The 24941-nt window shown below is 68.7% G+C and carries 26 protein-coding genes; 13 read left to right on the forward strand and 13 right to left on the reverse strand.

The features are described 5' to 3' along the window. The first annotated feature begins 137 nt into the window (after nt 1-137). From D1350_RS12825 to D1350_RS12850, 6 genes are all read left to right on the forward strand, one after another. Complete coding sequence (locus D1350_RS12825; protein WP_125776430.1) at nt 138-1118, forward strand: MDR/zinc-dependent alcohol dehydrogenase-like family protein; 981 nt, start codon at nt 138-140, stop codon at nt 1116-1118. After that, nucleotides 1115-1846 (forward strand): hypothetical protein, encoded by a 732-nt coding sequence (locus D1350_RS12830; protein ID WP_125776431.1) that lies wholly within the window; start codon nt 1115-1117, stop codon nt 1844-1846. The genes D1350_RS12825 and D1350_RS12830 overlap by 4 nt, the downstream gene beginning before the upstream one ends. 77 nt (nt 1847-1923) lie before the next feature. Beyond that, nucleotides 1924-2322, forward strand: coding sequence for an NUDIX hydrolase (locus D1350_RS12835; RefSeq protein ID WP_125776432.1), 399 nt, complete (start codon nt 1924-1926; stop codon nt 2320-2322). Between the two features lie 604 nt (nt 2323-2926). Then, complete coding sequence (locus D1350_RS12840) at nt 2927-3298, forward strand: type II toxin-antitoxin system RelE/ParE family toxin (protein ID WP_125776433.1); 372 nt, start codon at nt 2927-2929, stop codon at nt 3296-3298. Beyond that, entirely contained in the window at nt 3295-3618 is a 324-nt protein-coding gene (locus D1350_RS12845) for a helix-turn-helix domain-containing protein (RefSeq protein ID WP_125776434.1), read from the forward strand. Before D1350_RS12840 ends, D1350_RS12845 begins: the two co-directional genes overlap by 4 nt. A gap of 170 nt (nt 3619-3788) precedes the next feature. Continuing rightward, the gene (locus D1350_RS12850; RefSeq protein WP_125776435.1) at nt 3789-5036 is read left to right on the forward strand and encodes an SMI1/KNR4 family protein; all 1248 of its coding nucleotides are present in this window, start codon (nt 3789-3791) and stop codon (nt 5034-5036) included. A 294-nt stretch (nt 5037-5330) separates the two neighbouring features. Here D1350_RS12850 and D1350_RS12855 read toward each other — a convergent pair whose 3' ends face one another. The 6 genes from D1350_RS12855 to D1350_RS12875 all read right to left on the reverse strand — a co-directional run bounded on the left by D1350_RS12855 (nt 5331) and on the right by D1350_RS12875 (nt 8919). After that, nucleotides 5331-6050 carry a hypothetical protein gene (locus D1350_RS12855; RefSeq protein ID WP_125776436.1) on the reverse strand — a complete coding sequence of 240 codons (720 nt, stop codon included), beginning with the start codon at nt 6048-6050 and terminating at the stop codon, nt 5331-5333. 180 nt (nt 6051-6230) lie between these two features. Next, nucleotides 6231-6458 (reverse strand): DUF5959 family protein, encoded by a 228-nt coding sequence (locus D1350_RS24915; protein WP_420807810.1) that lies wholly within the window; start codon nt 6456-6458, stop codon nt 6231-6233. A gap of 51 nt (nt 6459-6509) precedes the next feature. Further along, on the reverse strand, nt 6510-6959 hold the full coding sequence (locus D1350_RS12860) for a hypothetical protein (protein WP_125776437.1): 450 nt from the start codon (nt 6957-6959) through the stop codon (nt 6510-6512). A 31-nt stretch (nt 6960-6990) separates the two neighbouring features. Beyond that, nucleotides 6991-7242: a hypothetical protein gene (locus D1350_RS12865; protein ID WP_240644078.1), complete on the reverse strand. Its 252-nt coding sequence runs from the start codon at nt 7240-7242 to the stop codon at nt 6991-6993. Between the two features lie 123 nt (nt 7243-7365). After that, nucleotides 7366-7857 carry a hypothetical protein gene (locus D1350_RS24135; protein ID WP_125776439.1) on the reverse strand — a complete coding sequence of 164 codons (492 nt, stop codon included), beginning with the start codon at nt 7855-7857 and terminating at the stop codon, nt 7366-7368. Nucleotides 7858-7992: 135 nt separating this feature from the next. After that, the gene (locus D1350_RS12875) at nt 7993-8919 is read right to left on the reverse strand and encodes a hypothetical protein (RefSeq protein ID WP_125776440.1); all 927 of its coding nucleotides are present in this window, start codon (nt 8917-8919) and stop codon (nt 7993-7995) included. 125 nt (nt 8920-9044) lie between these two features. Here D1350_RS12875 and D1350_RS12880 point away from each other — a divergent pair, with 125 nt between their 5' ends. Beyond that, nucleotides 9045-9989, forward strand: coding sequence for a YncE family protein (locus D1350_RS12880; RefSeq protein ID WP_125776441.1), 945 nt, complete (start codon nt 9045-9047; stop codon nt 9987-9989). Between the two features lie 264 nt (nt 9990-10253). Here D1350_RS12880 and D1350_RS12885 read toward each other — a convergent pair whose 3' ends face one another. Then, nucleotides 10254-10847, reverse strand: a complete 594-nt coding sequence (locus D1350_RS12885; RefSeq protein WP_125776442.1) for an LPXTG cell wall anchor domain-containing protein — start codon at nt 10845-10847, stop codon at nt 10254-10256. A 313-nt stretch (nt 10848-11160) separates the two neighbouring features. On the opposite strand from D1350_RS12885, the gene D1350_RS12890 reads away from it, so the two are divergent. After that, a complete protein-coding gene (locus D1350_RS12890; RefSeq protein ID WP_125776443.1) occupies nt 11161-13578 on the forward strand; it encodes an ABC transporter permease in 2418 nt (805 codons plus the stop codon). Between the two features lie 17 nt (nt 13579-13595). Further along, nucleotides 13596-14369: an ABC transporter ATP-binding protein gene (locus D1350_RS12895; protein WP_125776444.1), complete on the forward strand. Its 774-nt coding sequence runs from the start codon at nt 13596-13598 to the stop codon at nt 14367-14369. On the opposite strand, the gene D1350_RS12900 is transcribed toward D1350_RS12895, so the two are convergent. The 3 genes from D1350_RS12900 to D1350_RS12910 all read right to left on the reverse strand — a co-directional run bounded on the left by D1350_RS12900 (nt 14350) and on the right by D1350_RS12910 (nt 18965). Then, complete coding sequence (locus D1350_RS12900; protein ID WP_125776445.1) at nt 14350-15792, reverse strand: hypothetical protein; 1443 nt, start codon at nt 15790-15792, stop codon at nt 14350-14352. The genes D1350_RS12895 and D1350_RS12900 overlap by 20 nt on opposite strands. Continuing rightward, nucleotides 15789-17240, reverse strand: a complete 1452-nt coding sequence (gene mptB, locus D1350_RS12905; protein ID WP_125776446.1) for a polyprenol phosphomannose-dependent alpha 1,6 mannosyltransferase MptB — start codon at nt 17238-17240, stop codon at nt 15789-15791. The genes D1350_RS12900 and mptB overlap by 4 nt, the downstream gene beginning before the upstream one ends. A gap of 96 nt (nt 17241-17336) precedes the next feature. Continuing rightward, complete coding sequence (locus D1350_RS12910) at nt 17337-18965, reverse strand: GH39 family glycosyl hydrolase (protein WP_125776447.1); 1629 nt, start codon at nt 18963-18965, stop codon at nt 17337-17339. Between the two features lie 224 nt (nt 18966-19189). Between D1350_RS12910 and D1350_RS12915 the strand changes: the two genes are divergently transcribed. From D1350_RS12915 to D1350_RS12925, 3 genes are all read left to right on the forward strand, one after another. Continuing rightward, complete coding sequence (locus tag D1350_RS12915) at nt 19190-20203, forward strand: LacI family DNA-binding transcriptional regulator (protein WP_125776448.1); 1014 nt, start codon at nt 19190-19192, stop codon at nt 20201-20203. Between the two features lie 170 nt (nt 20204-20373). Further along, nucleotides 20374-21846 (forward strand): non-reducing end alpha-L-arabinofuranosidase family hydrolase, encoded by a 1473-nt coding sequence (locus D1350_RS12920; RefSeq protein WP_125776449.1) that lies wholly within the window; start codon nt 20374-20376, stop codon nt 21844-21846. A 98-nt stretch (nt 21847-21944) separates the two neighbouring features. Next, the gene (locus D1350_RS12925; protein WP_125776450.1) at nt 21945-22469 is read left to right on the forward strand and encodes a 2'-5' RNA ligase family protein; all 525 of its coding nucleotides are present in this window, start codon (nt 21945-21947) and stop codon (nt 22467-22469) included. Nucleotides 22470-22471: 2 nt separating this feature from the next. Here D1350_RS12925 and D1350_RS12930 read toward each other — a convergent pair whose 3' ends face one another. The 3 genes from D1350_RS12930 to D1350_RS12940 form a co-directional block, all read right to left on the reverse strand. Beyond that, on the reverse strand, nt 22472-22876 hold the full coding sequence (locus tag D1350_RS12930; protein WP_125776451.1) for a pilus assembly protein CpaE: 405 nt from the start codon (nt 22874-22876) through the stop codon (nt 22472-22474). Nucleotides 22877-22890: 14 nt separating this feature from the next. After that, complete coding sequence (locus D1350_RS12935) at nt 22891-23205, reverse strand: hypothetical protein (protein WP_125776452.1); 315 nt, start codon at nt 23203-23205, stop codon at nt 22891-22893. A 61-nt stretch (nt 23206-23266) separates the two neighbouring features. After that, nucleotides 23267-24298, reverse strand: coding sequence for a C2 family cysteine protease (locus D1350_RS12940; protein ID WP_125776453.1), 1032 nt, complete (start codon nt 24296-24298; stop codon nt 23267-23269). Nucleotides 24299-24390: 92 nt separating this feature from the next. On the opposite strand from D1350_RS12940, the gene D1350_RS12945 reads away from it, so the two are divergent. Next, nucleotides 24391-24933, forward strand: coding sequence for a hypothetical protein (locus D1350_RS12945; RefSeq protein WP_125776454.1), 543 nt, complete (start codon nt 24391-24393; stop codon nt 24931-24933). The last annotated feature ends 8 nt before the right edge of the window (nt 24934-24941 follow it).

Here is a 24941-nt window from a genome sequence, read left to right on the forward strand (position 1 = left end):
CAAACGCTCGGCTGGGATACCCCAGCCGAGCGTCTGCGTGATCTACTGACGACCACGTAGGCCATCAGGTGTTGCGAGGACCCCTAGAAACTGCCTCCACGTCGGGGGCCTTCTGTGTTGTCGTGTACGGTGCGCGGATGCGCTGGTATGCGTGGTATCAAGGCGGGAACATCCACGTCGCGGACCTCGACCGCAGCCCGGCCGACGGCAGTCTGCTGACGATGCACGTCGTCGTGCCGCTGCCCGCCGATCACCGGGATTGGTCGGAGGTGTACGTCGCCGCCGTGCCTGATGGTGAGGCTGTCGTGTACGTCGCGTGCAACGCGGTCCGCCGGCTCAACCTCCACGGGACCGTGGTCTGGTCCTATGACCTGGGGTCCGGTGGAAACGAGGGCGCAGCCGTGGCTGTGAGCCCTGACGCCGACGTGGTCTGGGTGTGGGCCTCCCAGATGACGGACGACGGCTGCGACCGCCTTCTTGTCCTTGACGCGGCCAGCGGTGGCCTTCTCGACCAGGCGGACCTGTGGTCCGTCGGGTACGGGGGCGGGTTCTTCGCGCACCCGGACGGTACGGTCATCGTGTCCGTCGGCCAGGGCCAGTGCGGCCCGGCCAACTTCCAGGCGCGGTTCGACGGCGGTTTGCTGGTGGTCGAGGAGTTGATCGGGCCGCTGCGGGACCAGCGGTGGCTGGTGGCGTTGTCCCCGGAAGGCACCCGGCTGGTGGCGTTCCCGGACTGGGCGTGGGGCGAGCTCCTGGTACATGCCTGGCCGGGTGGCGAGTTGCTGACGTCGTTCAAGGCGGCAGACCTGCTGCCGGATCAGCACCGCTCGGATGAACCGACGTTCGAGTGGACGACGGGCTTCCTGAACAACGGCCAACTCCTCACGACGATCGAAGTCGATCAGAAGGCTCTGCTGGTCCGGGTCGACCTGGAATCGGGTGCCTCTTCGGTGATCGGCGAACCGTTCGCGACGCCTCGGGGCCACACGCTGGGCGACGGCACCTGGATCGCGGCCGATGAGTGGAAGGACAGAAGCGGCCCCCGGCGCCTTCGCCGGTTTCAGTTGGACCGCTCCGGTGAGGATCTCTGGCCCGGACTGGCAGGATGCGCCGGGTGACACCTCGTCTGCTGGCCGCGCTGGACGCCGTCGACCGCACGTTCGGTCGATTCACGTGCGCGGCTGACAACCCGTGCACCCACTGCTACGGCGATGACGGGATTCCCGAGCTCACCGTCCCGGGCGTGCTGCTTGGACCGGACCTGCTTGGCTCGCTGACCTACCGGACACCAAGCATGTTCGAGGATCACGCGGCGATGGTTCGCAGGATCCTGCCGCAGATGGCTCGCGGTCTGGCCGACGGGACGGTTCACACCTTCTGGCCCGCAGACCACTGCCTGGCTCGCACCCGCTGGCGCGGATGGCCGGACGACCAGGCCCGCGTCATCAGTGAGGTGTTCGACGCGTGGTGGGAGGACCTCGTCACGGCCCCCGAGCCGCTGCATCCCGTCTCTCAGGCGTTCGCGACCTATGCCGCCGTGAGCGGTGACCTCGCCCGCGCCCTCGCCTCCTGGCCCGACGACGACGTCGCGAACCGGCACTTCGTGGCGGTCAGCCGTGAGTGGCTCGACGACCTCATCGTCGACGACGACCCCATCGACGTCCTGCCCTTCGAATCAGAGCCGACAGTCGCGGAGATCATGTCCGCCTGGTACGTGACAACGGGTGCCGACCGGCTCCGGGGTACAGACGGCGCGCTTGCGGACCTGGCGGCCCTGCTCGGTCTGCCCTACGACGAACGCATGAGCCGGCTCTACGGAGCCGCTCCGGCCGACGCACCCACCTGACGGAAGGTTGGGGTCGCTCGCGACATGGCAACCGCAGCGTTCGATCGGCGGGCACGCGGGGCGAGTAGGTTGTGCCGGTGATCCTGCTCTCGGCTATCCCGGACGCTCCGTGGCTACCGCCGCTGGGCCGCGCGGAGGTCTACCTTGCCGAACACGGGGACCGGGCTCCGGAGCCCGTGAGCATCGTGCGGCTGCTCGTCGCCTCACCGCACGGGGCGATCTTCTGCGTGCCCCGCTCAGGCGGGCGTCCGGGTCTCGACCTGCCCGCGGCGATCGTGGCCGACGACGAACCACTGTCGGCCGCGCTGAACCGTCTCCTCCACACCGTCTTCGGAACGACAGCGCCGATTCGGGCGCTCGGGCATATCCGCAACACCGTCCCTCTGGACTCCACCTACGAGTGGCCGACACCGATCGCGCACTTCACTGTCCACCAGGCCATGACCACCCTCGAGCCGGTCCTGGACGGCACCTGACTCCGGAGGAACGAGGCCGTCGACCACCTGTCGGACCGGCACTGGTGGCCGATCGTCACGATGTGGCGCGAACGCCGCTACCTGGCAGACGTCGAAAGCCGAGCGAACGCCGTCGTCGACCACGCCGCAGACGAGGGATGGCTCACGTACCTCGAGTCCGAGGAGTCCGACCAGACACCGCTCCAGAAATCGGTCAACGCCCTGGCCCGGGATTTGCGCATCGTGCACCATCCCGACGACGGGTGCTGTTCATGACGCTCCGAGCCCCGACCTGGCGCAGCTCATCGGCCGACTCGTCTCGGCTGATCCGGTTGTGTCTGCCTCGGCCGCAGATCAGTGCCGACATGTCGCGATCGTCCGCATCCCACGTGGAATCGACGAACCGTTCCGGACCCGGCCATCCCGGACTTGTTTGCGGACCGTCCCAGTACCCGATGAGGATCAGCCCCGAGGATCGAGCCACCGCCACTCCCCTCCGCGCCGAAGATCACGATCATCCCTGGTTCAGGCCGGGCAATGAACCACGACACGGGATCTCCACCCGTCCTGTCGGAGCCCAGGTCTTGACCGAGACAATGGTAGAGGATTTACTACACTCGCAGGATTGGAAGAGTGGGAGATCCGGGTCACCGACGAGTTCCTGGCGTGGTTCGCCACGCTGGATGACACATCGCAGGCCCTTGTCTCTGACGCGATCGACCGGCTGAGCGACGCCGGGCCTCAGCTCGGCCGACCGCTGGTCGACCGCATCACCGGCTCACAGGTGCACGACATGAAGGAGCTTCGGCCCGCTTCGACAGGCCGGAGCGAGGTGCGGGTGCTGTTCGCGTTCGATCCGTGGCGATCGGCGATCCTGCTGGTCGGCGGCGACAAGTCCGGCGCATGGTCGGCGTGGTACCGCATCGCAATCCCCAAGGCCGAAGAACTGTACGCGGCGTACCTCAGGGAACGTGAGGAAGAGGAGGGCAAGCCATGACGACGAAGAAGTGGTCCGACGTCCGCCCTGGCATCGTCGAGCGGCTGGGCGAGCAGGCGCTCGACCAGGCACACGAACGCAACCAGGCGTACATCGACGGACACCGGCTCGCCCAGCGGCGCGCAGAGCTCGGCCTGACCCAGCAGGACGTCGCCGACCGGATGGGCATCACCAAGAGCCGCGTGTCCCAGATCGAACGAGGCGAAGTCTCGACGTTCGCCGTTGTCACCCGCTACGTCGAGGCGCTCGGCGGCACAGTCCAGATCACCGCTGTGTTCGGCGACGACATGTACCTCCTGCGGGGCACCCACGCAGCCTGACATCTCCGCAGGTCACGCCGCTTTCGCCAGCTCGTAAGGGCGTGAGGATACCTGCAAGGTCCCCCTCCGGACACTCGTTGAGACAGCGACTCAGAAGGCCCCCGACCTCCACGTCGGGGGCCTTCTGTGTTGTCGGGTTGGCCGCCAACCCGGGCTGCGGAGGGTGTTGCATGGGTTCGCTTCGGGAGTTCGAGACCTGGGAGCCGCTGCTGCGTGCAGTGCGGGCGCAGAATCCCGCCGTCGCACGTTGGGCGGGGGCCGTCGGACGTGGTGGCGCGGTCGTGCCCCGCGCCGACGACGTCACGGACCTCGACCGTGCCGAGCTGGACAGCGCGCTGCTGCAAGTGCAGGACGCTCTGCGCACGGACGGGCTGTGGACGGTGAGCTTCTCGGTGCAGTACGAGGACGACGGGCGTGCCGAGGTGCGACTCGCACCGGCCTCGGTGGATCAGGTGTTCTCGGTTCCCGGGCTGAACCCGACGAGCGCCGAGCTTGTACTCGTCGACGGTGCGCGTCCCGAACCGGTTCGCTGTCAGCCGCAGGCCTACCCGGCCAGAACGGCGCCGTCGTCCGACCCTGACCGACTCGAGCAGGTCCTGCGGGAGCGGCTGCCCGACGCCGTCGGGGCGACCGACGCCGAGATCGCCGCGACCGAGCACCGGCTTGGCATCGCCCTGCCCGATGAGCTCAAAGCCGTGTACCGCGTCACGAACGCCGAGCACGGCGGCGACTGGGACCGGTATGCCCGTGAGGCCGAAGTGCTGGGCTTCGTCCTGCGCCCCCTGGAGGAGCTGCACTTCACCGACACGACCGACCGAGGTCTCTCGTTCGAGGACGCCGCCACCGTGGCAGTGACAACCTCACCTTCGGACGCCGTCCAGGTCCTCATCACCTCCCCCGGCTGGCTCGTGATCGGCGACCTGTCCGACGGCTCAGGAGTACCACTCTGCCTCGACCTCACCCCCGGCCCTGTCGAGGACGACAGCGTCCGGGAGCCCGGCAGAAAGCCACCCGCCGTCGTGCTGGTCAACTCCGCCGACGGCTGGGAGATCCAACGGGCTGCGGGCGCAGACCTCGAGGTGCTCCAGATCGGCTGGCTGGACACCGAACCGACGGACCTGGCACCCCTCATCGGCCTGCCCAGGCTCCGCACCCTGACCGCGATGCCCGGCAAGATCGCCGACCCGCTCGTCATCGCAAAGCTCACCGGCCTCGAGTACCTGAGGATCGGGCTCGACGAGTGGGAAGCCCTCGTCGCCGCCGACGCCGTCCCACCCTCGCTGCTCGCCGCAGGAATCTCGCGCTACGACAACTCCTCCACCCGGGCGCGCAACATGTTCGACGCACTACGCAGCCGGTCCGACATCGCACCCCAGGACGCCGCACGCCGCACCATTGCCGGCCGGCTCACCCTCTGAGCGCACACGCGGACCGACCTGCTGCTGGTGGCGTTCAGCCTCAGCCTCGACCCACGGCTGAAGACCAGATCGAGGTGCGACAACGGTCGGGGCGCTCGGACCTGAACTCCCCCGCCAGGATCCGACGCTGGATCGTCGCCCCAGACACGCCGATCGGCTCAGCCATCTGCGTCGGCGTCACCGACGGACTCCAACGCATCCACATCGTGAGGGTAGCCAAGTGAGATAGACGTGGCAGCAGCGCCAACCTCTACGATGCGGACGTGACCGACGACGCCAATCGAGGCCCTCGGATCAGAATGGCGGCGGATCCCCCGGGTCATCAAAGACTTTTCGCTCACGTCGTCTGCGGGGAAGAAAATTGATCCCACCCTCGTATTGCGATAGCCAGACATTCCTCGCGGCCTCAGCAAGGAAGCAATAGCTCACATCAAAGTAGTCCGTAGCTCCGAAACTTGGAACAACATCGATAAGGTGGGAGCCTTCGACGTAGAGCTCCGCACCAACCGCAGGCCAACCCCAATCCCCCAGCCGGAGTCGATGTCCGTCGATCCGAAGTTTCTCCAGTTCCCGCCGGGGAACGCGGCGCGCACGCGCCGAGAAGGGCGGATCCATGGCCGCTTCACACAGAGTCATCTCGAACAGAAAGTCAGCGACCGTCCTTTCGGTGTCCACCCAGGGACCTCCAGACTCAACATAGACAGTAGAATCGTGCATCGAATCCGGGTAAGACCATGTAATTCCGCCTTGGTTCTCGATCCAGAAGGTCACAAACCCAGCGTCGGACCGGAGTGCGGCCGGCTCAACTGCAATATTGAACCTGACCACAGGCTCAGACCAGCATTCAACCAGCCGCCACCAGTCCGCGAGATCTTTGTGAAGTCGGCCTTCGGTCGTCACACCGCTGCCTTGCACCCTGTCCGGCTCGCCGTACCAGCGGGAGAGGAATGAACCTAGCCGATCGATCAATTCGAGTTCCCCTCGTATGAGCTCTTCGCTCGATCCGTGCTGCACCGAACAAGGTCAGTCCGATTTCCGTTCTATCGCATTGAACGCGAGCTCGAGATTCTGGTAGGCCTGGTCGAACCACCCGTCAGTCAGCTCGGCCGAGGCCGATACCAACACATCCTCGTGGACGACCTTTACCCAGGCGGCACCCCAATCAGCATGGGTGATCTCGAGGGCCGTCGCCCGTTACCACTTCCGCCACGAAACGTCCCGCCCGGCGTCGAGCGAGTCGAGAGCAGACTGCCAGCTCTCAAGATCATCAACACCGATCGACGTGGGCGCCTTGCCCCGAACGAATCCAGTGCCAATGACAATTTCACTGTGCAATGAAATCGCGCTCTCGCGACCGGTGACCCGAACAACCAGTCTCTCGGAGAATTCGATCAGGTTGAACGTGGCGCCCGGACCTTCCATTCGATCACCTCAACCCTAGGGCCACCTGTAGCACTTCATTACTTCCGGCGTCTATCCGGCTGGGTCCGGTTCGTCGTTCACCTCATCCGGCAGGACGAGGCGTCCATTCCGAACGGTCCGTAGGTCCACCCGGTCGAAGCCGACCGCCCGCCACAGCGCATGCGCTGCCGCATATCGCACGTCCCCCAGGTGGGTGTCGACGAGAGTCTCCCGGATCTCCACAACCACCGCGTCGAAGAAGAAGCCGTTCAACTCGTCGAGCGCAAGCCGCACACCGTCCAGCGCCTCGGCAACGTAGACGGGATCCATCGACGACGACTTGGCGAACGGCCCGTACGCCTCGATGTTCCACGAGAACGGGGCGGCTCCGGCCGTGACCGCGTTCGTGGACGACGGTCGAGCTGCAACCGTCACCTCCGCGTAGTGAACTCTTCCCTTGTCCACGCTTGTCAGCCTGTAGCGGCCGACACGAAACCCATCCCTCTGCATGATTCCGCTCAACGTGGCGCATCCGTCTCCTCGGTAGCGGCCGTCACTGAGCGCGCCACCACTGCTCGTCGCGATCGGTAGTCTCCAGCCCTTCGATCCGGGATCGAACATGCTCAACGAACCGGGCAGGCAACCGGACCCCATGCTCGACCAGGTAGTGCCGCAGCCCTTCCGGCCAGACAAAGCTGCCGTCGGTCAGTTCGAGCGTTCCGTTCCTCTGACCGCAAAACCGACAGTCCGAGTACCCCATGCAGGCGCGCACAACATGGCCTCCACCCAGATAGTCGGCCACCATGTCGCGATCGTCCGCATCCCACGTGGAATCGACGAACCGTTCCGGACCCGGCCATCCCGGACTTGTTTGCGGACCGTCCCAGTACCCGATGAGGACCAGCCCCGAGGGTCGAGCCACCGCCAGTCACCTCCGTCGAAGATCGCGATCATCCCTGGTTCTGGCCGGGCAGTGCACCACGACACGGGATCCCCGCCCGTCCTGCAGGATTTCGCGGTCCAGATCCCGGACACTCTCGGCTCCGCCAATATCAATTCCCAGAGTGGAGAGAGCGTCCAACACCAAGACTCGACCGCCGGCAAACAGGACAACGGCCGCCCTCGCTCGATTCCGCAGCAAGTCCGACGCATCGTCCAGGTACAGTGAAATGCTCTCCAAGCGCCGTGGAATCGGCTCCCCAAGAACCATCCAACCCAGATCAACAAACATTGGAGACAGTTCGTCCAACATTTCTTCGGGCAAATCTACATCGGCTACGTTCCCGAAAACAAGCTGACCAGAATACCCGTCCGCGCGAAACTCGATAAACCTGGTCCCGTCTCCCAAGTAGATCTTGGTCGGATAGCCAACAACCGAAGCAGGTTGACGATCGCTGTCAAGAAACCCGGGGACCAGCACCGATTCAACAGTATCAACTGGTCCAAAGTAGCCTGACCAAGTGCGACCTTCATTCGCACGCATCTCCACCCCTGCCCCGACGTTGGTCCAGCATCTGACACATCAGGCCCGTACAGCACGACAATCTGCCGTCGGTCAGATGACCCTCAGCCACCGGCGCCGCGCCCAGCGCTCGAAGTAGTCAGCCTGCTGTGCCAGGGTGCCGACCTTCCCCCACGGTGCCGGAGCGAGAACGTCGACCAGGTCCCGGGGCCTCGGGATGCGCCACGTCGGCAGGACGTACGCGAGTCGGCCGCCCGCCATCGACCCGCACAGGTCCGACACGTGAGCATCGGGCCGAGCACCCTGGCAACAGAGCTGCACCCCCAGCGGCTCGAGCTCCGCACGCAGTACCCGCAGCGCGTGCCAGGCATCGCCGCCCTCGGCCCGCCAGTCCGCGCCGGCGGGCGAGACCAGGTGCAAGGCGTGGTCACGCGCCCGCTCGATCACCGTGAGCGTCCAGACCTGTTCGACGCCGCCCTGGACGACGGTCAGGGGCTGCCGCGTCGACTCCCCTTCCCGGTCGGGGTCGTCGTGCTGGCCCTCCTGTGGGCCGTCGAGGAAAGCTTGGGCTTGGTCACGGACCCACGCGTCGAGCTCGTCGCTGCTGCGGGACGTGTACTCGAGGACGTCGTACTCGTCGTCCGCCACGACGAACGCCTGGACCGCGTCCAAGCCCTCATGGCCGTACTCCGAGTGCGCCCACGCGGCGAGCTCACGCGCGGAGACCGACCCCGCGAGCAACGCCTCGATCTGGCGCCGCAGCCGGACGAAAGCCACCTCATCGCCCGTCGGTACGTACAGGTCGAGCTCTTGCACGACGGCGTCCGCGACCTGGCCGAGCTCCGACCAAGCGTCGTCCGGGTACAGCCCGGCCAGCTCCGCCAGGGCCGGTGAGTCCAGACCCGCGACGAGCGCATCGACCGCGGCCTCGACGAGCGCCTCACGGGTCGCGGGACGGACCTCCTCACGGAAGAGGCCGATCGTCTCGGCCAGGCGGCTGCGGGCGTCGTCGGGCTCCATGCGGGCAACCTACCGGGCGCCTGTCGTGTGGCGAACCGGATTCTTCGTGATGGGCACGATGGGCATCGTCTTGCACGGCAGCGACGCCCGGCTACCGGTTGATGTGGGTCCGGTACTGTGCGCGGATGCGCTGGTATCCGTGGTGTCAGGGCGGGAACATCCACGTCGCGGACCTCGACCGTAGCCCGGCGGACGGCAGCCTGCTGACGATGCACGTCGTCGTGCCGCTGCCCGCCGATCATCGGGACGCCTCGGAGGTGCACGTCGCGGTCATGCCCGATGGTGAGGCCTTCGTGTATGTCGCGTGGAACGAGGTGCGCCGGCTCGACCTCCAAGGGACCGTGGTCTGGTCCTATGACCTGGGGTCCGGTGGAGACGAGGGCGCGGCCGTGGCGGTGAGCCCTGACGCCGGCGTGGTGTGGGTGTGGGCGTCTCAGATGACGGATGACGGCTGCGACCACCTCCTTGTCCTTGACGCGGCCAGCGGTGGCCTTCTCGACGAAGCGGACCTGTGGACCGTCGGCTATGGGGGCGAGTTCTTCGCGCACCCGGACGGTTCGATCATCGTGTCCGTCGGTCTGGGACAGAGTGAGTTTGCCAACTTCCACGCGTTGTTCGACGGCGGGCGGCTCCTGGTCGAGGAGCCGGCAGGGCCGTTGCGGCTCGGGCGGTACCTGAGGGCGTTGTCCCCGGATGGCACCCGGGTCGTCGCGTCCCCGGACGGGGAGTGGGACGAACTGCTGGTCTATGGCTGGCCGGGTGGCGAGATCCTGACGTCGTTCAAGGCGCCGGACCTGCTGCCGGAACAGCACCGCTCGGATGAACCGACGTTCGAGTGGACGACGGGCTTCCTGAACAACGGCCAACTCCTGACGACGATCGAAGTCGATCAGAAAGCTCTGCTGGTCCGGGTCGACCTGGAATCGGGTGCCTCTTCGGTGATCGGCGAACCGTTCGCAACTCCACGCAACCTGCTCCCGCTGGGCGACGGCACCTGGATCGCGGCCGATGACCGATACGACAGAAGGGCTGCCCGGAGCCTTCGCCGGTTCCAGCTGGACCACTCCTAGTAAGCGTCCTGACCCGGCGTACGCACCCGCTGGCCGCGTGCACCGGTGTCCGTCGATCGGACCACTTCTGGCTCGGTCAAGACCTGGGCTCCGGGCGCTACAGCTTCTCGGCCGGGCGAGTCGTAGGGCCGTGGGCAGGAGCTCCGTATGGGCTCCCAGACCGGGTGATTCCACAGATCGCGATTCTCTGGCGGAACGAACCGCGCCGCCTCCCGCACCAGCCGGGGCGGGAGGCGACGCGGTTCGTTGAGGACCCAGGTCCGGTCAGCTTGGCCGGGTACGCCTGTGTACTGCGACGAGCGCCGCGGCGCCGGCAAGGAGCAGCGCTCCCGCCAGGACCAGGTACGCAGTCCCGGAGGCGCCCGTGACCGGCAGCAGGCCGCCGCCCCCGACCCCGGCAGCGGACGGCGCTACCACCGTGACGGTGATGACGTTCGAGACGACCCCGCTGGCGTCCGTCACGTAGATCGTGCACGTGCCGGCGGTCGGGATCGTCACGGAACTCGTCGCTCCGTCGGCATCGACCGTGATGGCCTCGGCGCTGACGCCGGCAATGTCCACCAACCCGTCCGGTACGGCGCTGCACTCGACCGTGAGGGACACGGAACCGTCAGGGCCCGTGGTGAGCACCGCAAAGGCCATGCCAGCGGTGACAGTGGAGGACGACACATACACGGTGTACGGCTGGTCGTCCGGGGTGTAATCGTCGGCCGCGGCACTCCCGGCCGGCACCACGAGTGCCACGAGCGCAATCACTGCGGCACCTATCAAATGTCGAAACATTCTCTTGCCCCCTGCAAGGATCGACGGAACTGCGACGGTTAAGTGCTGGATTCTCAACACCTGACGGGCACTCACGAGACATTCCTTCCCTGAGCGCCGCTCCTGGGCGATGATGGCACATATTGGCCCGACCGTCTCCCGATATGCCCATCAGGTCAATGTCGGGATTTCGCTAAGCCGCGCATTCCAGCATCATGACGTCTTCCGGCTGGCGCCAATCAGCCACGCCGCCCGAATGACCATCACGGGTCAGGGTCCACCGTGACCGCGGTCAGGGTCCGCCTGCGGCAGAACCAGGGTCACATCAGGGCAGGAACCTATCCTTTCCGGACTGCATCCGGGACAGGATGGAGACGTCCTGGCGCAGACGTCGTCGCGGATCCCGAGGATGCGGAGCACCACAGTGAAGAACGGGGAGCGGCTCTACCTCCGGTACGCGTACAACGACCTGAGCAGGAACAAGGGCGTCAACGCGGCCCTGATCGTCATCCTGATCCTGAGTGCCTTTCTCATGGCGACAGGCTCGATGGTGATCGAACGGCTCGCCGGTTCCATCAGCCGGCTGTCCGAGCAGGGCAAGCCCCCGGACTTCCTGCAGATGCACCTCGGGGACTACGACCGGGCCGCGCTGGAGCGGTTCGCGGCGGACCACGAGTCGGAGATCGCCGCGTGGCTGGTCGAGGAGATGCTCGGCTTCGACAGCGCGTCCCTCACCTGGGAGCGGCCGAGCACCGGTGAGAACGGCGACCTGGCCGCCAGCCGGATCGACAACCTCTTCGTCACGCAGAACGCGGAGTTCGACTTCCTGGTCGACTGGACCGGCGGCGTCGTCCGACCCGCCGCCGGTGAGGTGTACGTCCCGGTCCTCTACGAGCAGCAGTACGGCCTGACAGCCGGGGACGTCCTCACGATCTCGACCGACGCCGGGCCGCACCGGCTCGAGGTGCGGGGGTCGGTGAAGGACGCGCAGATGGCGGCCTCGCTCTCGCCGTCGTCGCGGTTCTTGATCCATCCTGAAGACTTCGAGGCGCTGGCGCGGGCCGGGGGCGCCGTGCCGGAGATCATCGCGGAGTACCGGCTGACGGCCGGCAGCGACGCGAACGCGATCCAGACCGCGTACGAGGGCGCCGGCGGGCTTCCGACCAACGGCCAGCCGGTCACGGGCCAGCAGCTTCGGATCATCAGCATGATCAGCGACGGGCTCGTCGCGTTCGCGCTGGTGTTCATCAGCCTGGTCCTCGTCGCGATCGCCCTGCTCAACCTGCGCTTCGTCATCTCCGGAAGCCTGGAGGACGAGGTCCACGAGATCGGCGCGATGAAGGCGATCGGCATCCCGGACCGCGCGATCTCCGCGCTCTACCTGACGAAGTACAGCATCCTGGCGCTGGTCGCCTGCGTCGTCGGCGGGTTGCTGGCAGTCGTCGCGGCGAACGCGCTGACGCAGAGCATCGAGACGAGCTACGCGCAGGCGCCGGTGGGGATCTGGACGTTCCTCGTGCCGCTGATCGCGCTCGCCGCGGTCTACGTGATCGTGGTCGCGATCTGCCGCGGCGTGCTCGGCCGGGTGAAGAAGATCGAGGTCGTGAACGCCCTGGTGCACGGCAGCACGCTCGATGAGAAGCAGACCGCCCGGCGTGCGAAGCGGGAGGCGCGGTGGGTGCGGCGGACGGGGCTGGCGTCGTCGTCCGGTGCGGGCGTCAACCGACGCCTGGCCCTCCTCGACCTGCGGGCCGAGGGCCGGGCATGGGTGCTGGTGCCGGTGGTGTTCGGCCTGACCGCGGTGCTGATCACGCTCCCGGCAAACCTGGTCAGTACGTTCGAGAGCCCCCAGTTCGTCACCTACCTGGGTGCGCCGGAGCGTGACCTGCGTGCGGACGTGCAGTTCCAGCAGGGGGTGGACGACGTCAAGGACCGGCTGGTCGCCGCGATGGCGGACGACGACCGCCTGACGGACGTGCAGACCTACGCCTACGTCGACTACAGCGCCGACAGCGCGGACGGGCGGGCGAGACTGCGCGTCGAGGTCGGGAACCACGTCGACGGGGCGATCCGGTTCAGCCAGGGCGGCCTGCCGCAGGACGGTCAGATCGCGCTGTCGATCCTCAACGCGGAGAAGTACCAGGTGGGTGTCGGGGACGACCTGACGATCGACGACGGCGACGAGTCGATCACCGTGCAGGTCAGCGGGATCTACCAGGACCTCACCGCCGGCGGGCAGACCGCCAAGATGCCGGGCGAGGTGACCGAGGGCGCCTCGGCGTACACGGTCTTTGCGGACCTGGCCGACGACGGCGCGGACCCGGCAGGGATCGCCGACGAGTACGGCGAACAGTTCCCGACGGCGGGTGTGAAGCCGACGCAGGAGTACGCGCGGGAGACCCTGGGGGTCCTGATCGACTCGATGCGGGGCGCGGCCTGGATCGCACTGGTGTTCGGACTCGGGGTGGCCGTGCTGATCACGAGCCTGTTCCTCAAGCTCAGGCTCACGCGCGACCGGCCGAAGATGGGCGTCCTGTCCGCGATCGGGTTCTCGGCGAACGAGATCGTGGGGCAGGTACGGACCAAGACGCTGCTGGTGGTGGCAGCCGGGACGGTGGTGGGCCTCGTGTTCGCGGCGACCGCGGGGCAGTCGCTGGCGAGCGCCGCCCTGGCTGCCGCCCAGCTCGGGATCACCGACCTGACGTTCATCCCGAACCCGTGGCTGGTGTACGTGCTGTACCCGCTGCTGCTGCTCGGGGCGGGACATCTCGGCGTCGCCCTGCTCACAGCCGGGATCCGGCGCGCCGACAAGAGCCAGTGGCTCTGAGAACGAGGGGACAAGTCATGAGTCAAGGAACGGTGACCCTGGAGTCACGGGAGCTGAGCAAGACGTACTACTCCACGGACCCGCCGACCGAGGTGCTGCTCGGAATCGATCTGTCGGTTCGTGCCGGCGAGTTCCTCGTGATCATGGGCGCCTCGGGCTCGGGCAAGTCGACGCTGCTGTACAGCATCAGCGGCATGGACAAGCCCACCAGCGGGAACGTCACGCTGGAGGGCCGGGAGCTGACGTCGCTGAGCGATGCGGAGATGAGCAACGTCCGCCTGACGCGGATGGGTTTCGTGTTCCAGCAGCCGCACTTCCTCAGGAATCTCGACGTGCGGGACAACATCCTGCTGCCCGCGCTCAAGGGCGCGGCCAAGGGAAAGGACAAGGACGCCGCGATCGCCCGCGTCGATGCCCTCATGGAGCGCTTCGGCATCTCGCACATCAAGGATCACGGCATCACGCAGGTGTCCGGCGGCCAGCTGCAGCGCGCCTCGATCTGCCGTGCGCTGGCGGGCGAGCCCTCGGTGCTCTTCGCGGACGAGCCCACCGGCGCGCTGAACAGCAGCATGTCGGACGAGGTCATGGATGCGCTCACAGACGTGCACCGGGACGGTACGACGATCGTGATGGTGACTCACGACCCTGGCGTCGCCGCCCGCGGCGACCGCGTCATCTACCTGCGCGACGGCGCCCTCGTGGACGCGAACGAGATGGGGCCCTGGCAGCCGGACACGGCACAGCAGCGTGAGGACGACCTGCTCACCTGGCTCAGAGAGCTGGGCTTCTGACTCGCCCCTTGGAAGCGCGGGACGTCGCGACGACCGCGACGACCGCGCCCCCGACCCCCAGCACCCCGGCCACCGCCGCGAGCGCCGTCGGTTCCCCGTAGAGGCCGGGCTCCGGCGGCGTGGTGAGCTCGGCGAAGAGCCAGCTGATGAGGTCCGCCGTCGCGACCGCACCCCAGAGCGGCACGAGCAGCCGTGGGCGCCGGGCGAGCCCGGCGGCCACACCGAGGAACACCGGCAGGGCCACGGGGAGCAGATACCGGGGGTAGGTCCCGCCGCCTGCGGCGGTGTACAGCACCTGCGCCGACACGGAGACGACGACGGCCGCCCAGGGCAGCAGGGCGATCAGCCGCCGGTCCGCCAGGTGCTCCCCCACGTCGGTGGCGCCCGTCCGGCTCGGGTGACGGGCGAGCCGAGCCAGCAGAGCGATGATCAGGGGCGTCCAGACGAGAAGGGTCGCCGTGACTGCGAGCGTCGTGGCGGAATACGGCGTCGTCGGTGGGACCCGGCCGGCCCACCAGAAGAAGTCCGGCAGCCGGGCCCAGGTGACCGGGTCGAGCGCGACCTCCCACACCGGCCGCACCTCGCGGACCTGGTTCTGCAGGGCCCAGTCGAAGTGCGAACCCTGGACGTTCCCGGTGAGAGCCACGTTCCGGGCGTAGAACCAGCCGGCGGCGGCCAGGACCGTCGCCGGAGCAACGGCGGCGAGGCCGACGACCGGGGCCCACCGGCCCCTGCCCTGGGTGGCCCGTACCGACCCCGCCACCACGACGAACGCCACCACGACGACGGCGATGAGCGCCGTGGACAGCCGGGACAGCGCAGAGGCCGCCGCCAGCAGGGACAGGAGGACGACGAGCCGCGTGCCCAGCCCGCGCCGGATCGCCGTCGCGCCGACGCCGAACATCGTGGTCACGCAGAGGGTCGCGACGAGGTCGTTGAAGGCGTTCCCTCCGGCATGGGCGACGGCGGCCGCGAGGCCCGCCACCATGGCCACGAGCTGCGGCAGCGCACTCCCTGGACGGCACATCCGGCCGGCGCTCCACCAGGCGACGACGACGAACACCCCGGCCAGCAGCATGTTCACCGTGCGAGCGGCGTACACCGCGGCGACCGGGTGACCGGCGTCAGCCAGAGGCCCGACGAGCCAGGAGACGAGCAGGTAGTACAACGGCGGGTGCTGGGCGGTCCACTGCACGGGAGGCAGGTGGGCGCCGTCGGGCCGAAGCTCGAGGCCCTCCTCGAAGACGGGAAGCTCGCCGTGCCACACCTGGTAGGCGTAGTCCACGTGCGCGGGCTCGTCGCCGGTGACGTAGGGCGGGTCGGTGAGCAGCACGGTCAGCGAGAGCAGGACCGCGCAGAGAACCGACGCGCCGACCGCGGTGCGGCGGGGACCAGCCGGGAGCCGCCTGAGCGTGCGGATCACGTGATCCTGACCAGGCCTGCCTCGGCGATGGCACGGACCCGGTCCCGGCCACGGTCGGTCAGCAGCACCATCAGGGCCAGGACCGCGACAGACATCGCGCCCACCATGATGAACAGGTAGGCGCCGTGCAGCGACGAGTCCAGCGGGGCCACGAGGCCGGCGAGCACGGAGATCGCGACGAGCGCGATGGTGCCGGTGCGCGGCAGCCTCAGCGACGCCAGGAACGGCGTCAGCCCGAGGAGGTACCAGAGGTGCACCACGGGGCTGAGCAGCAACGTCGCGCCGAGGAGCAAGGCGGTCCCCCGGACGGCGTCTGCCGGGTCCCCGGTGGGCCGGCGCAGGGCGGTCCACCCGGCGTAGACGACCAGGCCGACCATGGCGAGCCCTCGGACCAGATTGCGGAACAGGTCCGGCTCCAGGCCGGTCCCGAGGAGCCCGGAGGCCCAGTCGAGGGCGCGGCCGACGAGCGTCGGCACCGAGAGCAGGGTGTCGAGGCTTGCCGGGACGCCCAGCGCCCCGATCCAGCCGACCCCGAGTCCCCACAGGAGGCCGGTCCCGACCAAGGACCCGACCGAGACCGCGGCGACGAGCACCAGGCGGCGCACCCGGTCGACGAGCAGCGCCCCGGCCGGGAGCGAGACCACGACGACCAGGACGCAGACCAGTCCGCCCGGCAGCTTCACGGCCGCAGCGAGGCCACCGAGCACGGCTCCGGCGATCCAGCCGTGCTCGGCACCGGCCACCAGGGCTGCGGCCATCAGGCCCACCATCAGCAGGTCGAGGTGCAGGCCCCCGACGCCGTTGGCGATCATCAGCGGCGAGGCGAGGGCGACGGCGGAGGCCAGGGCCGGGTTGGCACCTGTCCATCCCGCCATCCTCGGCACCGCCCAGGCGAGCAGCACCAACCCGATCAGCGCGACCAACCGGTGTCCGACGACCAGCACCCAGGGGTTGCCGGTCAGGCTCGCGCCGAGGTCCCCGAAGATCAGCGGCACCGGGCCGTACGGGGCGGGCGTGTCCATCCAGCGAGGGTCGACTGCCTCGACGATCGGCCCGGAGAGCACCCCCGGGCCGTTGTCGTACGGCGACACCCCCAAGTGGGTCAGCATCCCCTGCGCGGCGTACGACCAGCCGTCGCGGGAGAAGAGCGGAGGCGCCGGGAGCAGGGGCACGGACCAGAGAACGGTGGCCCGCCGGACCAGGGCGAGAGCTCCGGCACGCTCTGCCCCTCCGTCACCCGCGACGGCCCGGCACAGCGCCAGCCACGCGGCGCCGAGCATGCCCAGCCCGAGCAGCACGACGCACAGCCCAGCCATCCGGCCTGCGGTATGCCCGCGGACGAAGGCCAGCTGATCCCCGCCCAGGATCGGCACCGACTCGGGAAGGGTGGAGACCACCAACCCCCCGAGCAGGACCAGCACGCTTCCGGCCACGCCACGGGTCAGCACGCTCGAAAGATAGGGCCGGCCCGGTACGCGCTGCCTACGCGGGCGTGAACACCGTACAAACGGGACACGTCCGGACGGAGAACACCGCCGAGCGCGTCAGCGCGTGACCATCGACATCACGGCCCACGGCGGCAGCTCGAGGTCGAGCACGAGGACTCCTGTCGAGGGCACCTCGAGCGTGGAGCGACGCAGGTCGTCGGCGACGCGCCGCAGGTGCGCCTCCACCTCACGTGACAGGTTGAGCGGCTCACCGAGCCGGTGCCACTCCTCGGCGGGGTTCCCGCGGTCCCAGTCGAGGATCTCGACGTCCACGAGGGTCCCGGGCGTCAGGCCCTCGATGGCCTGATGGATACGTCGGCTCGGACCGTAGGCGGCGAGCCGCCGGGTGGCCTCGTAGGAGCTCTCGGAGCCCACGGGTCGGCGACCCATCTCGTCCGGGTAGTTGAAGAACACCGCCGCCACGGCGCCGGTGCTGCTCGCCCGGGTGACGACCCCGTGCGGCGCGTCAAGCAGCACCGTGTCGCCCAGACGTCCGAGCATGGCCATCGCGTGGAACGTCGGCTTGTGGATGCCCTGCTCGTTGACGAGCCCGAACCCTCCGTGGAACGGCCCGATGCCGGCACCACCCTCCTCGAAGACGTCCGTGAACGTCCAGTAGGCGATCGAGTCGGCCAGCGCGGCGCACCGGAGGAAAGCACGCGTGATGTACGTCGCGGCGAAGAGCGTGTCGTGCATGGCGTCCCGGCTCGACGGCGAGCTCGACCACTCGGTGATGTGCACCTCGGCGCCGGGGTACGGGCTGCGAGCGATGAGATCCCGCAGGACCGTCAGGTCGTCGGAGGTGGCATCGACGTGCCGCCGGATCTCCGTGGCCCGGCCGTCGGAGCCGAAGGCGTAGTCGGTCGGGTACAGGTGCGTGGAGACGAAGTCCACGGGCACGTCGCGATCACCGCACCAGGTCAGGAACTCCTCGATCCACACCGGGCGCCAGTCGAGCGCGTCCGGGTCCGCGGCCTGAGCCGTCGCGTGCTCGGAGGACCTGTCCTGCGTCTCGCCCGCGTAGCGGTCGTCCGGCACGAAGACGCTCGTCGACGGCCCGCCCACGACCAGCCCCGGGTCGATGTCCTTGATCGCGGTCGCGGTCGCCGCGTAGAGCTCGAAGTACTGGGTCCTGGTCCCGGTCCAGAAGTGCGGGACCAGGTTCGGCTCGTTCCACACCTCGAACGGCCAGCGGCGTACCTCGTCGAGCCCGTACCGGTCGATCCAGTGCCGGACTGTCGTCGTCACCAGCCCGACCCACCGGTCCATGTCCCGGGGCGGGCTGCAGTGGGCCTTCCACCAGAAGACGGTCTCGGTCTCGGTCGCGAGCTCGCGCGGCATGAACCCGAGCTCGACGAAGGGCCGGGCTCCCGCCGCGAGGATGGCGTCGAACACCTTGTCGACGTAGCTGAACGTGTACACCGGCTCGGGCAGAGGGGTGGGCGGGCCGAAGCCGCCGCCCTCGCTCGCGCGGTAGACGAACATGTCGTCGTGGAACACACCGTGGAACCGGACGTACCGCGCGCCGAGCTCGGTGACCGCCTCGCGGAACTGAGCCTGCCAGTCTGCCCGCAGGGCCTCGTTCGCCCGGCCCGCGCCCAGGCACTCGTTCCAGATGTGCTTGAGCGCAGGCCCGGACTTCTGCCTCGCGTCGACGGAGAAGTCGGGTCGTGTCGTGTCAGTCATGGTCTCCTTCGGTGGCCTGCGCCGCGGCGTCGGTACCGGGTCGCGTTCTGGACAGGGGTGGCTTCGCTGCCACCAGTGGGTCGCGCACGGCCCGCACGGTATATCGATAAACCAGGTGGTCGAGAGTTCACCATCGCGCGTCGTGGATCGTCAAGCCGGACCCATGGATCGTCGCCGTTCCGTGACCCGTGGCAGAGTGACCCGACGTGGGAGAAAGACGGACGATGAGCGACGTGGCCCGAGCCGCCGGGGTCTCGTTGATGACCGTGTCGAACGTGCTCAACGGGCGACCGAACGTCGGCGCCGAGACGCGGCTCCGCGTCCTGGAGGTCGTCGACGAGCTCGGCTACGAGATCAACCTGGCCGCGCGGCGGCTCCGGTCGGGCCGGACCGGCACGGTGAGCCTCATCGTGCCGCGGTTCGACCATCAGTACTACAGCGAGCTGGCGGCCCGGATCTCCGACGTCCTCGCACCGGAGGGCCTGCACCTCGTCGTCGAGCAGTCCGGCGCGAGCCGCGAGCGTGAGCTCTCCGCCCTGTCGCTCGCCCGGCTCCAGCAGTACGACGGCGTCCTGCTGAGCGCCGTGGGTCTGGACTTCCAGGACCTCGACCGCATCCATCCCGACGTGCCGATCGTGCTCCTCGGCGAGCAGGACGTGCCCGACCGGTACCACCGCGTCAAGATGGGCAACGTCACCGGGGCGCGGCTCGCGACAGAGCATCTTGTCGAGTGCGGCGCGCGGCGCATCGCCGTGCTCGGCGGCCGGCTCGAGGCACCCCACCCCGAGATGGCGACCTACCGGGCGCGAGGCTGGGCTCAGGCCCTCGAAGCGGCCGGCCTGAGCCCGGACCCTTCGCTGGCGATCCCGCTGGAGTCCTTCTCGATCGCGGAGGCCCGATCAGCGATCCGGGAGCGGGTCCAGGGCGGGCTGGAGGTCGACGGCGTCCTCGGTGTCACCGACGAGGTCGCGATCGGAGCCATGGCAGGGCTGCGCGACGCCGGCCTCGTGGTTCCCGAGGACGTCCAGGTGGTCGGGTTCGACAATCTCCGGGTCTCCGAGCACGTCGGGCCCGGGCTGACGAGCGTCGACCCCGGGCACGACGCCATGGTGGCTCACGCCCTGCGGCTCCTGCGCCAGCAGATGGACAACAAGGGAACGACGCCGGAGCACGTCGTCAGCGAGGTCGCCCTGGTGGTACGCGGGAGCACACGCCGCCCCGTCAACGACCGGAAGTAACGCCAGACCTCCGGAATGTCTTGTGTGTCGCGTTTCGTCCATGTAACGTTAAAACGGAGCCAAGGCCAGGCTCTCGCAACAACGATGTTAGCGCTCACATCCTGGCTGTACCCACCCATTTCTCCCGCCACGCCACGCGACGAGCGGGACGACGAGTTGAGGAGCGAACCATGCGCAGAAGAAGGTCCGTCGTCATGCAGGCACTGGGGGTCGCCGCCGCCTTGGTGCTGACCTCCGTCGCAGCGACAGCCCCGATCCAGGTCTCCCCCGCCGCCGCCGCGAGCAGCAACCTGCTCACGAACGGCGACATGGAGAACGGCACGACCGGCTGGTCCGCCTTCGGCGCCGGTTCGCTGGTGTCCTCCACGAGCCCCGTCCACGGCGGCTCCCGCTCGCTCGCCAGGACGGGACGCACGGCGTCCTGGAACGGCTCCGCCCAGGCCGTGACCTCCGTCCTGGCGAACAACACCGGCTACACGGCCAGCGTGTGGGTGCGGTCGCAGAGCGGAACGCCGACCGCCAGGGTCACGCTGGCCATCACCGCCGGCGGCACGACGAACTACCTCACCCTGGCGCAGGGCGCCGTGAGCTCGTCCGGCTGGACGCAGCTGACCGGGACCGCGACCGCGAGCTGGTCCGGCACGCTGTCGTCTGCCACGTTCTACGTGGAGACGGCCGCCGGGACCGACGGCTTCTCCATCGACGACGCCTCGCTCGTCAGCAGCTCGGGGTCCTCCTGCAGCCTGCCCTCCAGCTACCGCTGGTCGTCCACCGGCGTGCTCGCCCAGCCACGGTCCGGCTGGGCCTCGCTCAAGGACTTCACCACCGCGCCGTACAACGGCAAGCACCTCGTCTACGCGACGACCCACGACTTCGGCACGTCCTGGGGATCGATGAACTTCGGGCTGGTGAACAACTTCTCCGAGCTCGGCTCGGCCTCGCAGAACGCGATGTCCTCCGCCACCGTGGCGCCGTCGCTGTTCTACTTCGCGCCGAAGAACATCTGGGTGCTCACCTACCAGTGGGGCGCGGCCGCGTTCATGTACCGCACGTCGAACGACCCGACGAACCCCAACGGCTGGTCCGCCGCGAGCCCCATGTTCACGGGAAGCATCTCCGGCTCCAGCACCGGTCCGATCGACCAGACGGTCATCGGCGACGGCACGAACATGTACCTGTTCTTCGCCGGTGACAACGGCAAGATCTACCGGGCCAGCATGCCGATCGGGAACTTCCCGGGCAACTTCGGCAGCTCGTACACCACGATCATGAGCGACACCACGAACAACCTGTTCGAGGCACCCCAGGTCTACAAGGTCCAGGGTCAGAACCAGTACCTCATGATCGTCGAGGCCATCGGCGCCAACGGCAGGTACTTCCGCTCGTTCACCGCCACCAGCCTCTCCGGCTCCTGGACACCGCAGGCGGCGACCGAGAGCAACCCGTTCGCGGGCAAGGCCAACAGCGGCGCCACCTGGACCAGCGACATCAGCCACGGTGAGCTCATCCGCACCACCGCCGACCAGACCATGACGATCGACCCCTGCAACCTGCAGCTGCTGTACCAGGGCCGCTCCCCCAGCTCCGGCGGCGACTACGGCCTCCTGCCGTACCGACCGGGCCTGCTCACGCTCCAGCGATAGGTCAGCGCACGACAGGTGGCGAGCGCCGCGCACCCGAGGTTGGGAGCGCGGCGCTCGGCGCTCGGCGTGACGGCACCGTGGACGTCTACGCTGGGACGATGGCGCTGGCCGTGTGCCTGCTGTTCGACGGGCCGACCGAGCGGGTCCTGCGACAGCTGTGGCAGCGGCTCGAGGCCGAGGGCGTGCCCACGCTCGCCACGCACACGCACCGCCGGCACGTGCCGCACCTTTCCCTGGCGGTGCTGCGCTCCTGGGACCTGGACAAGGTACGTGCCGCCGCCGAGTCGCTGCCCGACGCAGGACCTACCACTATCCGCTTCGACGCCGTCGCGGCGTTCCGACGTGGCCGGATGAACCTCGTCCCAGCCGTGACGAGCGAGCTGGTGGCACGCCAGGAGCGGCTCGTCGAGGCGCTCGGCGCGACGGAGGACGAGCTGCACAAGCACTACGTCCCAGGCACCTGGACTCCGCACGTCACCGTGGCGACGCGCGTGCGGCTGGAGCAGACACCGCTGGTGCTCGAAGCGGCCTACGAGATCCTCCCGTTGACCGGCACGATGACGCGGGCAGCGCTCGTGGACGCGGGTTCCGGCGTCGTGCACCCGCTGGCGGTGGTCCCTTGACCTCAGCGGCTGAGCTCGATGAGCGCGAGCAGCGCCCGGCCGTAGGCATCGGCGGGATCCGGGTCGGTGAAGACGCGTGTCCGGCCAAGGACCTCGACCTCGACCTCGTAGGCGCCGTCGACGCGGCGCAGGGCTCGGAAGCTCGAGCGTAGGAGAGCGCGCAGCTGGTCCTCGCGCGGCAGCCACAGGGCGTCCTCGATCGCGACCGAGTCGAGCGCCCACTCGGTGGTGCCGTTGAAGCCGAGGATCGTGCCCGTCGGGTACTCCCGCGCCTCGATGGTCATCGTGCTCACGGTGAAGACATCGCTCGCGAGCTCCGGCGCGTCGATACGGAACTGGTCCCCGTCCACCGGGTTCCAGACGAGGCCGGCTTCACGCAGCTCCGTGGCGAGATCGGTAGAGATCATCGACCCATGATCCCTCAGCCCTCCAGCCGGCGGATCACCACGCTGGGCGTCGTCGCGGCAGACCCACCCGGCATGGCCGACACCGTCTCCGGGATGCGGACGTCCACGAGCACGGCCTGGCCCTCGTCGAAGAGGCTGAACTCGTCGCCGGGCGAGAGCACCACCTTCGCCGACTCGCCGCCCTCCCCCTGGATGGTCAGGCGGGCGATCAGGCCGGTGTCCCGGCGGACCGCCGTCATGACGCCGACGGTCGTGGCGCCGATCCTGGCGCGTGAGGCCAGCGGGATCACCACGTCGTCCTGCTGGGCCTCGGCTGCGTTCTCGGTCATGTCGTCTCCTTGCTGCGTTCGGGGGACCTCGTCGGCGGGCGGGGTGCTGGTGCGTCCGTCGTCAGTCACCAGGCTTCTCGCTCACCGCGACGTTGCTGAAGTTCTTCTTGAACTCCTCCTCGGTGAGGGTCACGTAGTGGGGCTCACCCGCGTTCGGACCCCACGGGTTCATCAGCCGAACGTTCCCGTCCTTGTCCACGCTGTCGACCATGTAGGCGTGACCACCCACGATGTCGTCGTGGTCCACGTCCTTCGGCGTCCAGGCGACGACGGGCTTCCCGTCGGCCAGGTCGTCACGGATCTCGCCGGTGCTGCGCTCGTTCCAGGGCAGGAACGCGTCCGTGGAGTACTCGTCCGCGTCCTTGCCCGTCATCATCTTCATCATGTCCTGCGGCCACTGCGACTGGATGTTCTCGTAGCCGCCCTGGAACTGCGCAGCCGCCTTCTCGTAGACGCTGACCCAGGCGGGGTTGCCGTCGGCGCCCATGGCCGCGGGGTCGATGAGGCTTCCCTCGACCTTGACCTCCACCGGGTTGCCGTCCTCGTCGTAGAGCGTGACGGTGTAGGTGTTGGTGTCCGCGTCGTACTTCATGTGCTCCTGGAGCCACTCCGGGTCCGCCTTCGCCATGGCCGCGGCCGACGCGAGCAGGCTGCAGTCGCCCATCTGACCCTGGGAGATGTTGTCCGGCCGGAACTCGTCCTCGTCCAGGTCCACGGGACCGATCGGCTTGTGCTCGCCGTTGTCGGTCGGGTTGCCCTCGGTCGACCGGGGTGCGCCGTCGCCGCCGGCACCGCCGGCTCCTCCCCCGCCGCCCGAGCCACCGCCGCCGTTGCTCTTGCGCTCCTGCGCCTCGGCGTTCGCCGCGAGCCGGGTGGCCATGTCGGCGAGCGCGGCGCCGGCCGCGGCGATGGCCGGGCGGTGCTGACCGCGCCACTCAGCCACGAACGCCTCCCGGTTGGGCCCCTTCCAGGGTGCGCTCGCCACGGCGGGGTCGACAGAACGCGGCACGCCCTGCAGGTCCTCGCCCCAGGAGCCGAGACGTCGTCCCAGCTCCCGGAGCTGCTGGACGTCCGCTCCCCAGAACTCGCTCATGTGGTCTCCGTACGGGGTAGGGCGCAGGACTGTCCGCGCGTGCAGTACTTTCGGGATGGTTCAGAACGATCTCGACGCGCGGGGGAACAACGATGCCGAAGAACGACCACTGCAGCCTGCTCGCTCTCGCGGGGGCGGCACTGGCCGTCGGGATGCTCAGCGGGTGCACCGCTCAGGCCGACCCGCCCGGCGACGTGACCACGCGCCTCCCGTCGGTGGAGGACCCGGTGGCACAGGTGGCGCTCGACGAGGCCGAGGCGCACTACGGAGACCTCCTGCGAGAGGTCACCGGCCTGGTCGACGCGGCGACGGGCGTTCCCGCCGAGTGGACCTCGGAGTACGAGGCCTCGGCGTCCGGGTCCGACGCCGGCTGCGCCTTCTCGACCGAGCGGCTCCGCGCCGACGTCGACGTGGACGCGGCCACGTGGTCCGAGATCGCCGACGCCGTGGCCCCCGTCCTGGAGGGACGCGGCTTCACCGAGCCGGTCGAGGGGGACGGCACGGGTGGCTGGCTCTCGCTGTCCGCCCAGGACCCGTCCGGGGCGGTGTTCGAGCTCCGCTCGAAGGGGCGGGTCGACGTCGACGTCGACGGCGCGCTGGTGTCGGCGGACGGCGACTGCACGCTCACCCACTGATCCCCCCG

Source organism: Antribacter gilvus (assembly GCF_003946865.1).
GTDB lineage: Bacteria > Actinomycetota > Actinomycetes > Actinomycetales > Cellulomonadaceae > Antribacter > Antribacter gilvus.

What these genes read in the sequence shown, in the direction of transcription:
- D1350_RS12940 (WP_125776453.1), bottom strand. Translation starts at nt 24,298, where the DNA reads ATGAGCGAGTTCTGGGGAGCGGACGTCCAGCAGCTCCGGGAGCTGGGA.
- D1350_RS12930 (WP_125776451.1), bottom strand. Translation starts at nt 22,876, where the DNA reads ATGATCTCTACCGATCTCGCCACGGAGCTGCGTGAAGCCGGCCTCGTC.
- D1350_RS12890 (WP_125776443.1), top strand. Translation starts at nt 11,161, where the DNA reads ATGCGGAGCACCACAGTGAAGAACGGGGAGCGGCTCTACCTCCGGTAC.
- D1350_RS12865 (WP_240644078.1), bottom strand. Translation starts at nt 7,242, where the DNA reads ATGGTGGCCGACTATCTGGGTGGAGGCCATGTTGTGCGCGCCTGCATG.
- D1350_RS12850 (WP_125776435.1), top strand. Translation starts at nt 3,789, where the DNA reads ATGGGTTCGCTTCGGGAGTTCGAGACCTGGGAGCCGCTGCTGCGTGCA.
- D1350_RS12880 (WP_125776441.1), top strand. Translation starts at nt 9,045, where the DNA reads ATGCGCTGGTATCCGTGGTGTCAGGGCGGGAACATCCACGTCGCGGAC.
- D1350_RS24915 (WP_420807810.1), bottom strand. Translation starts at nt 6,458, where the DNA reads ATGGAAGGTCCGGGCGCCACGTTCAACCTGATCGAATTCTCCGAGAGA.
- D1350_RS12915 (WP_125776448.1), top strand. Translation starts at nt 19,190, where the DNA reads ATGAGCGACGTGGCCCGAGCCGCCGGGGTCTCGTTGATGACCGTGTCG.
- D1350_RS12895 (WP_125776444.1), top strand. Translation starts at nt 13,596, where the DNA reads ATGAGTCAAGGAACGGTGACCCTGGAGTCACGGGAGCTGAGCAAGACG.
- D1350_RS12825 (WP_125776430.1), top strand. Translation starts at nt 138, where the DNA reads ATGCGCTGGTATGCGTGGTATCAAGGCGGGAACATCCACGTCGCGGAC.
- D1350_RS12925 (WP_125776450.1), top strand. Translation starts at nt 21,945, where the DNA reads ATGGCGCTGGCCGTGTGCCTGCTGTTCGACGGGCCGACCGAGCGGGTC.
- D1350_RS12935 (WP_125776452.1), bottom strand. Translation starts at nt 23,205, where the DNA reads ATGACCGAGAACGCAGCCGAGGCCCAGCAGGACGACGTGGTGATCCCG.
- D1350_RS12910 (WP_125776447.1), bottom strand. Translation starts at nt 18,965, where the DNA reads ATGACTGACACGACACGACCCGACTTCTCCGTCGACGCGAGGCAGAAG.
- D1350_RS12875 (WP_125776440.1), bottom strand. Translation starts at nt 8,919, where the DNA reads ATGGAGCCCGACGACGCCCGCAGCCGCCTGGCCGAGACGATCGGCCTC.
- D1350_RS12845 (WP_125776434.1), top strand. Translation starts at nt 3,295, where the DNA reads ATGACGACGAAGAAGTGGTCCGACGTCCGCCCTGGCATCGTCGAGCGG.
- D1350_RS12945 (WP_125776454.1), top strand. Translation starts at nt 24,391, where the DNA reads ATGCCGAAGAACGACCACTGCAGCCTGCTCGCTCTCGCGGGGGCGGCA.
- D1350_RS12920 (WP_125776449.1), top strand. Translation starts at nt 20,374, where the DNA reads ATGCGCAGAAGAAGGTCCGTCGTCATGCAGGCACTGGGGGTCGCCGCC.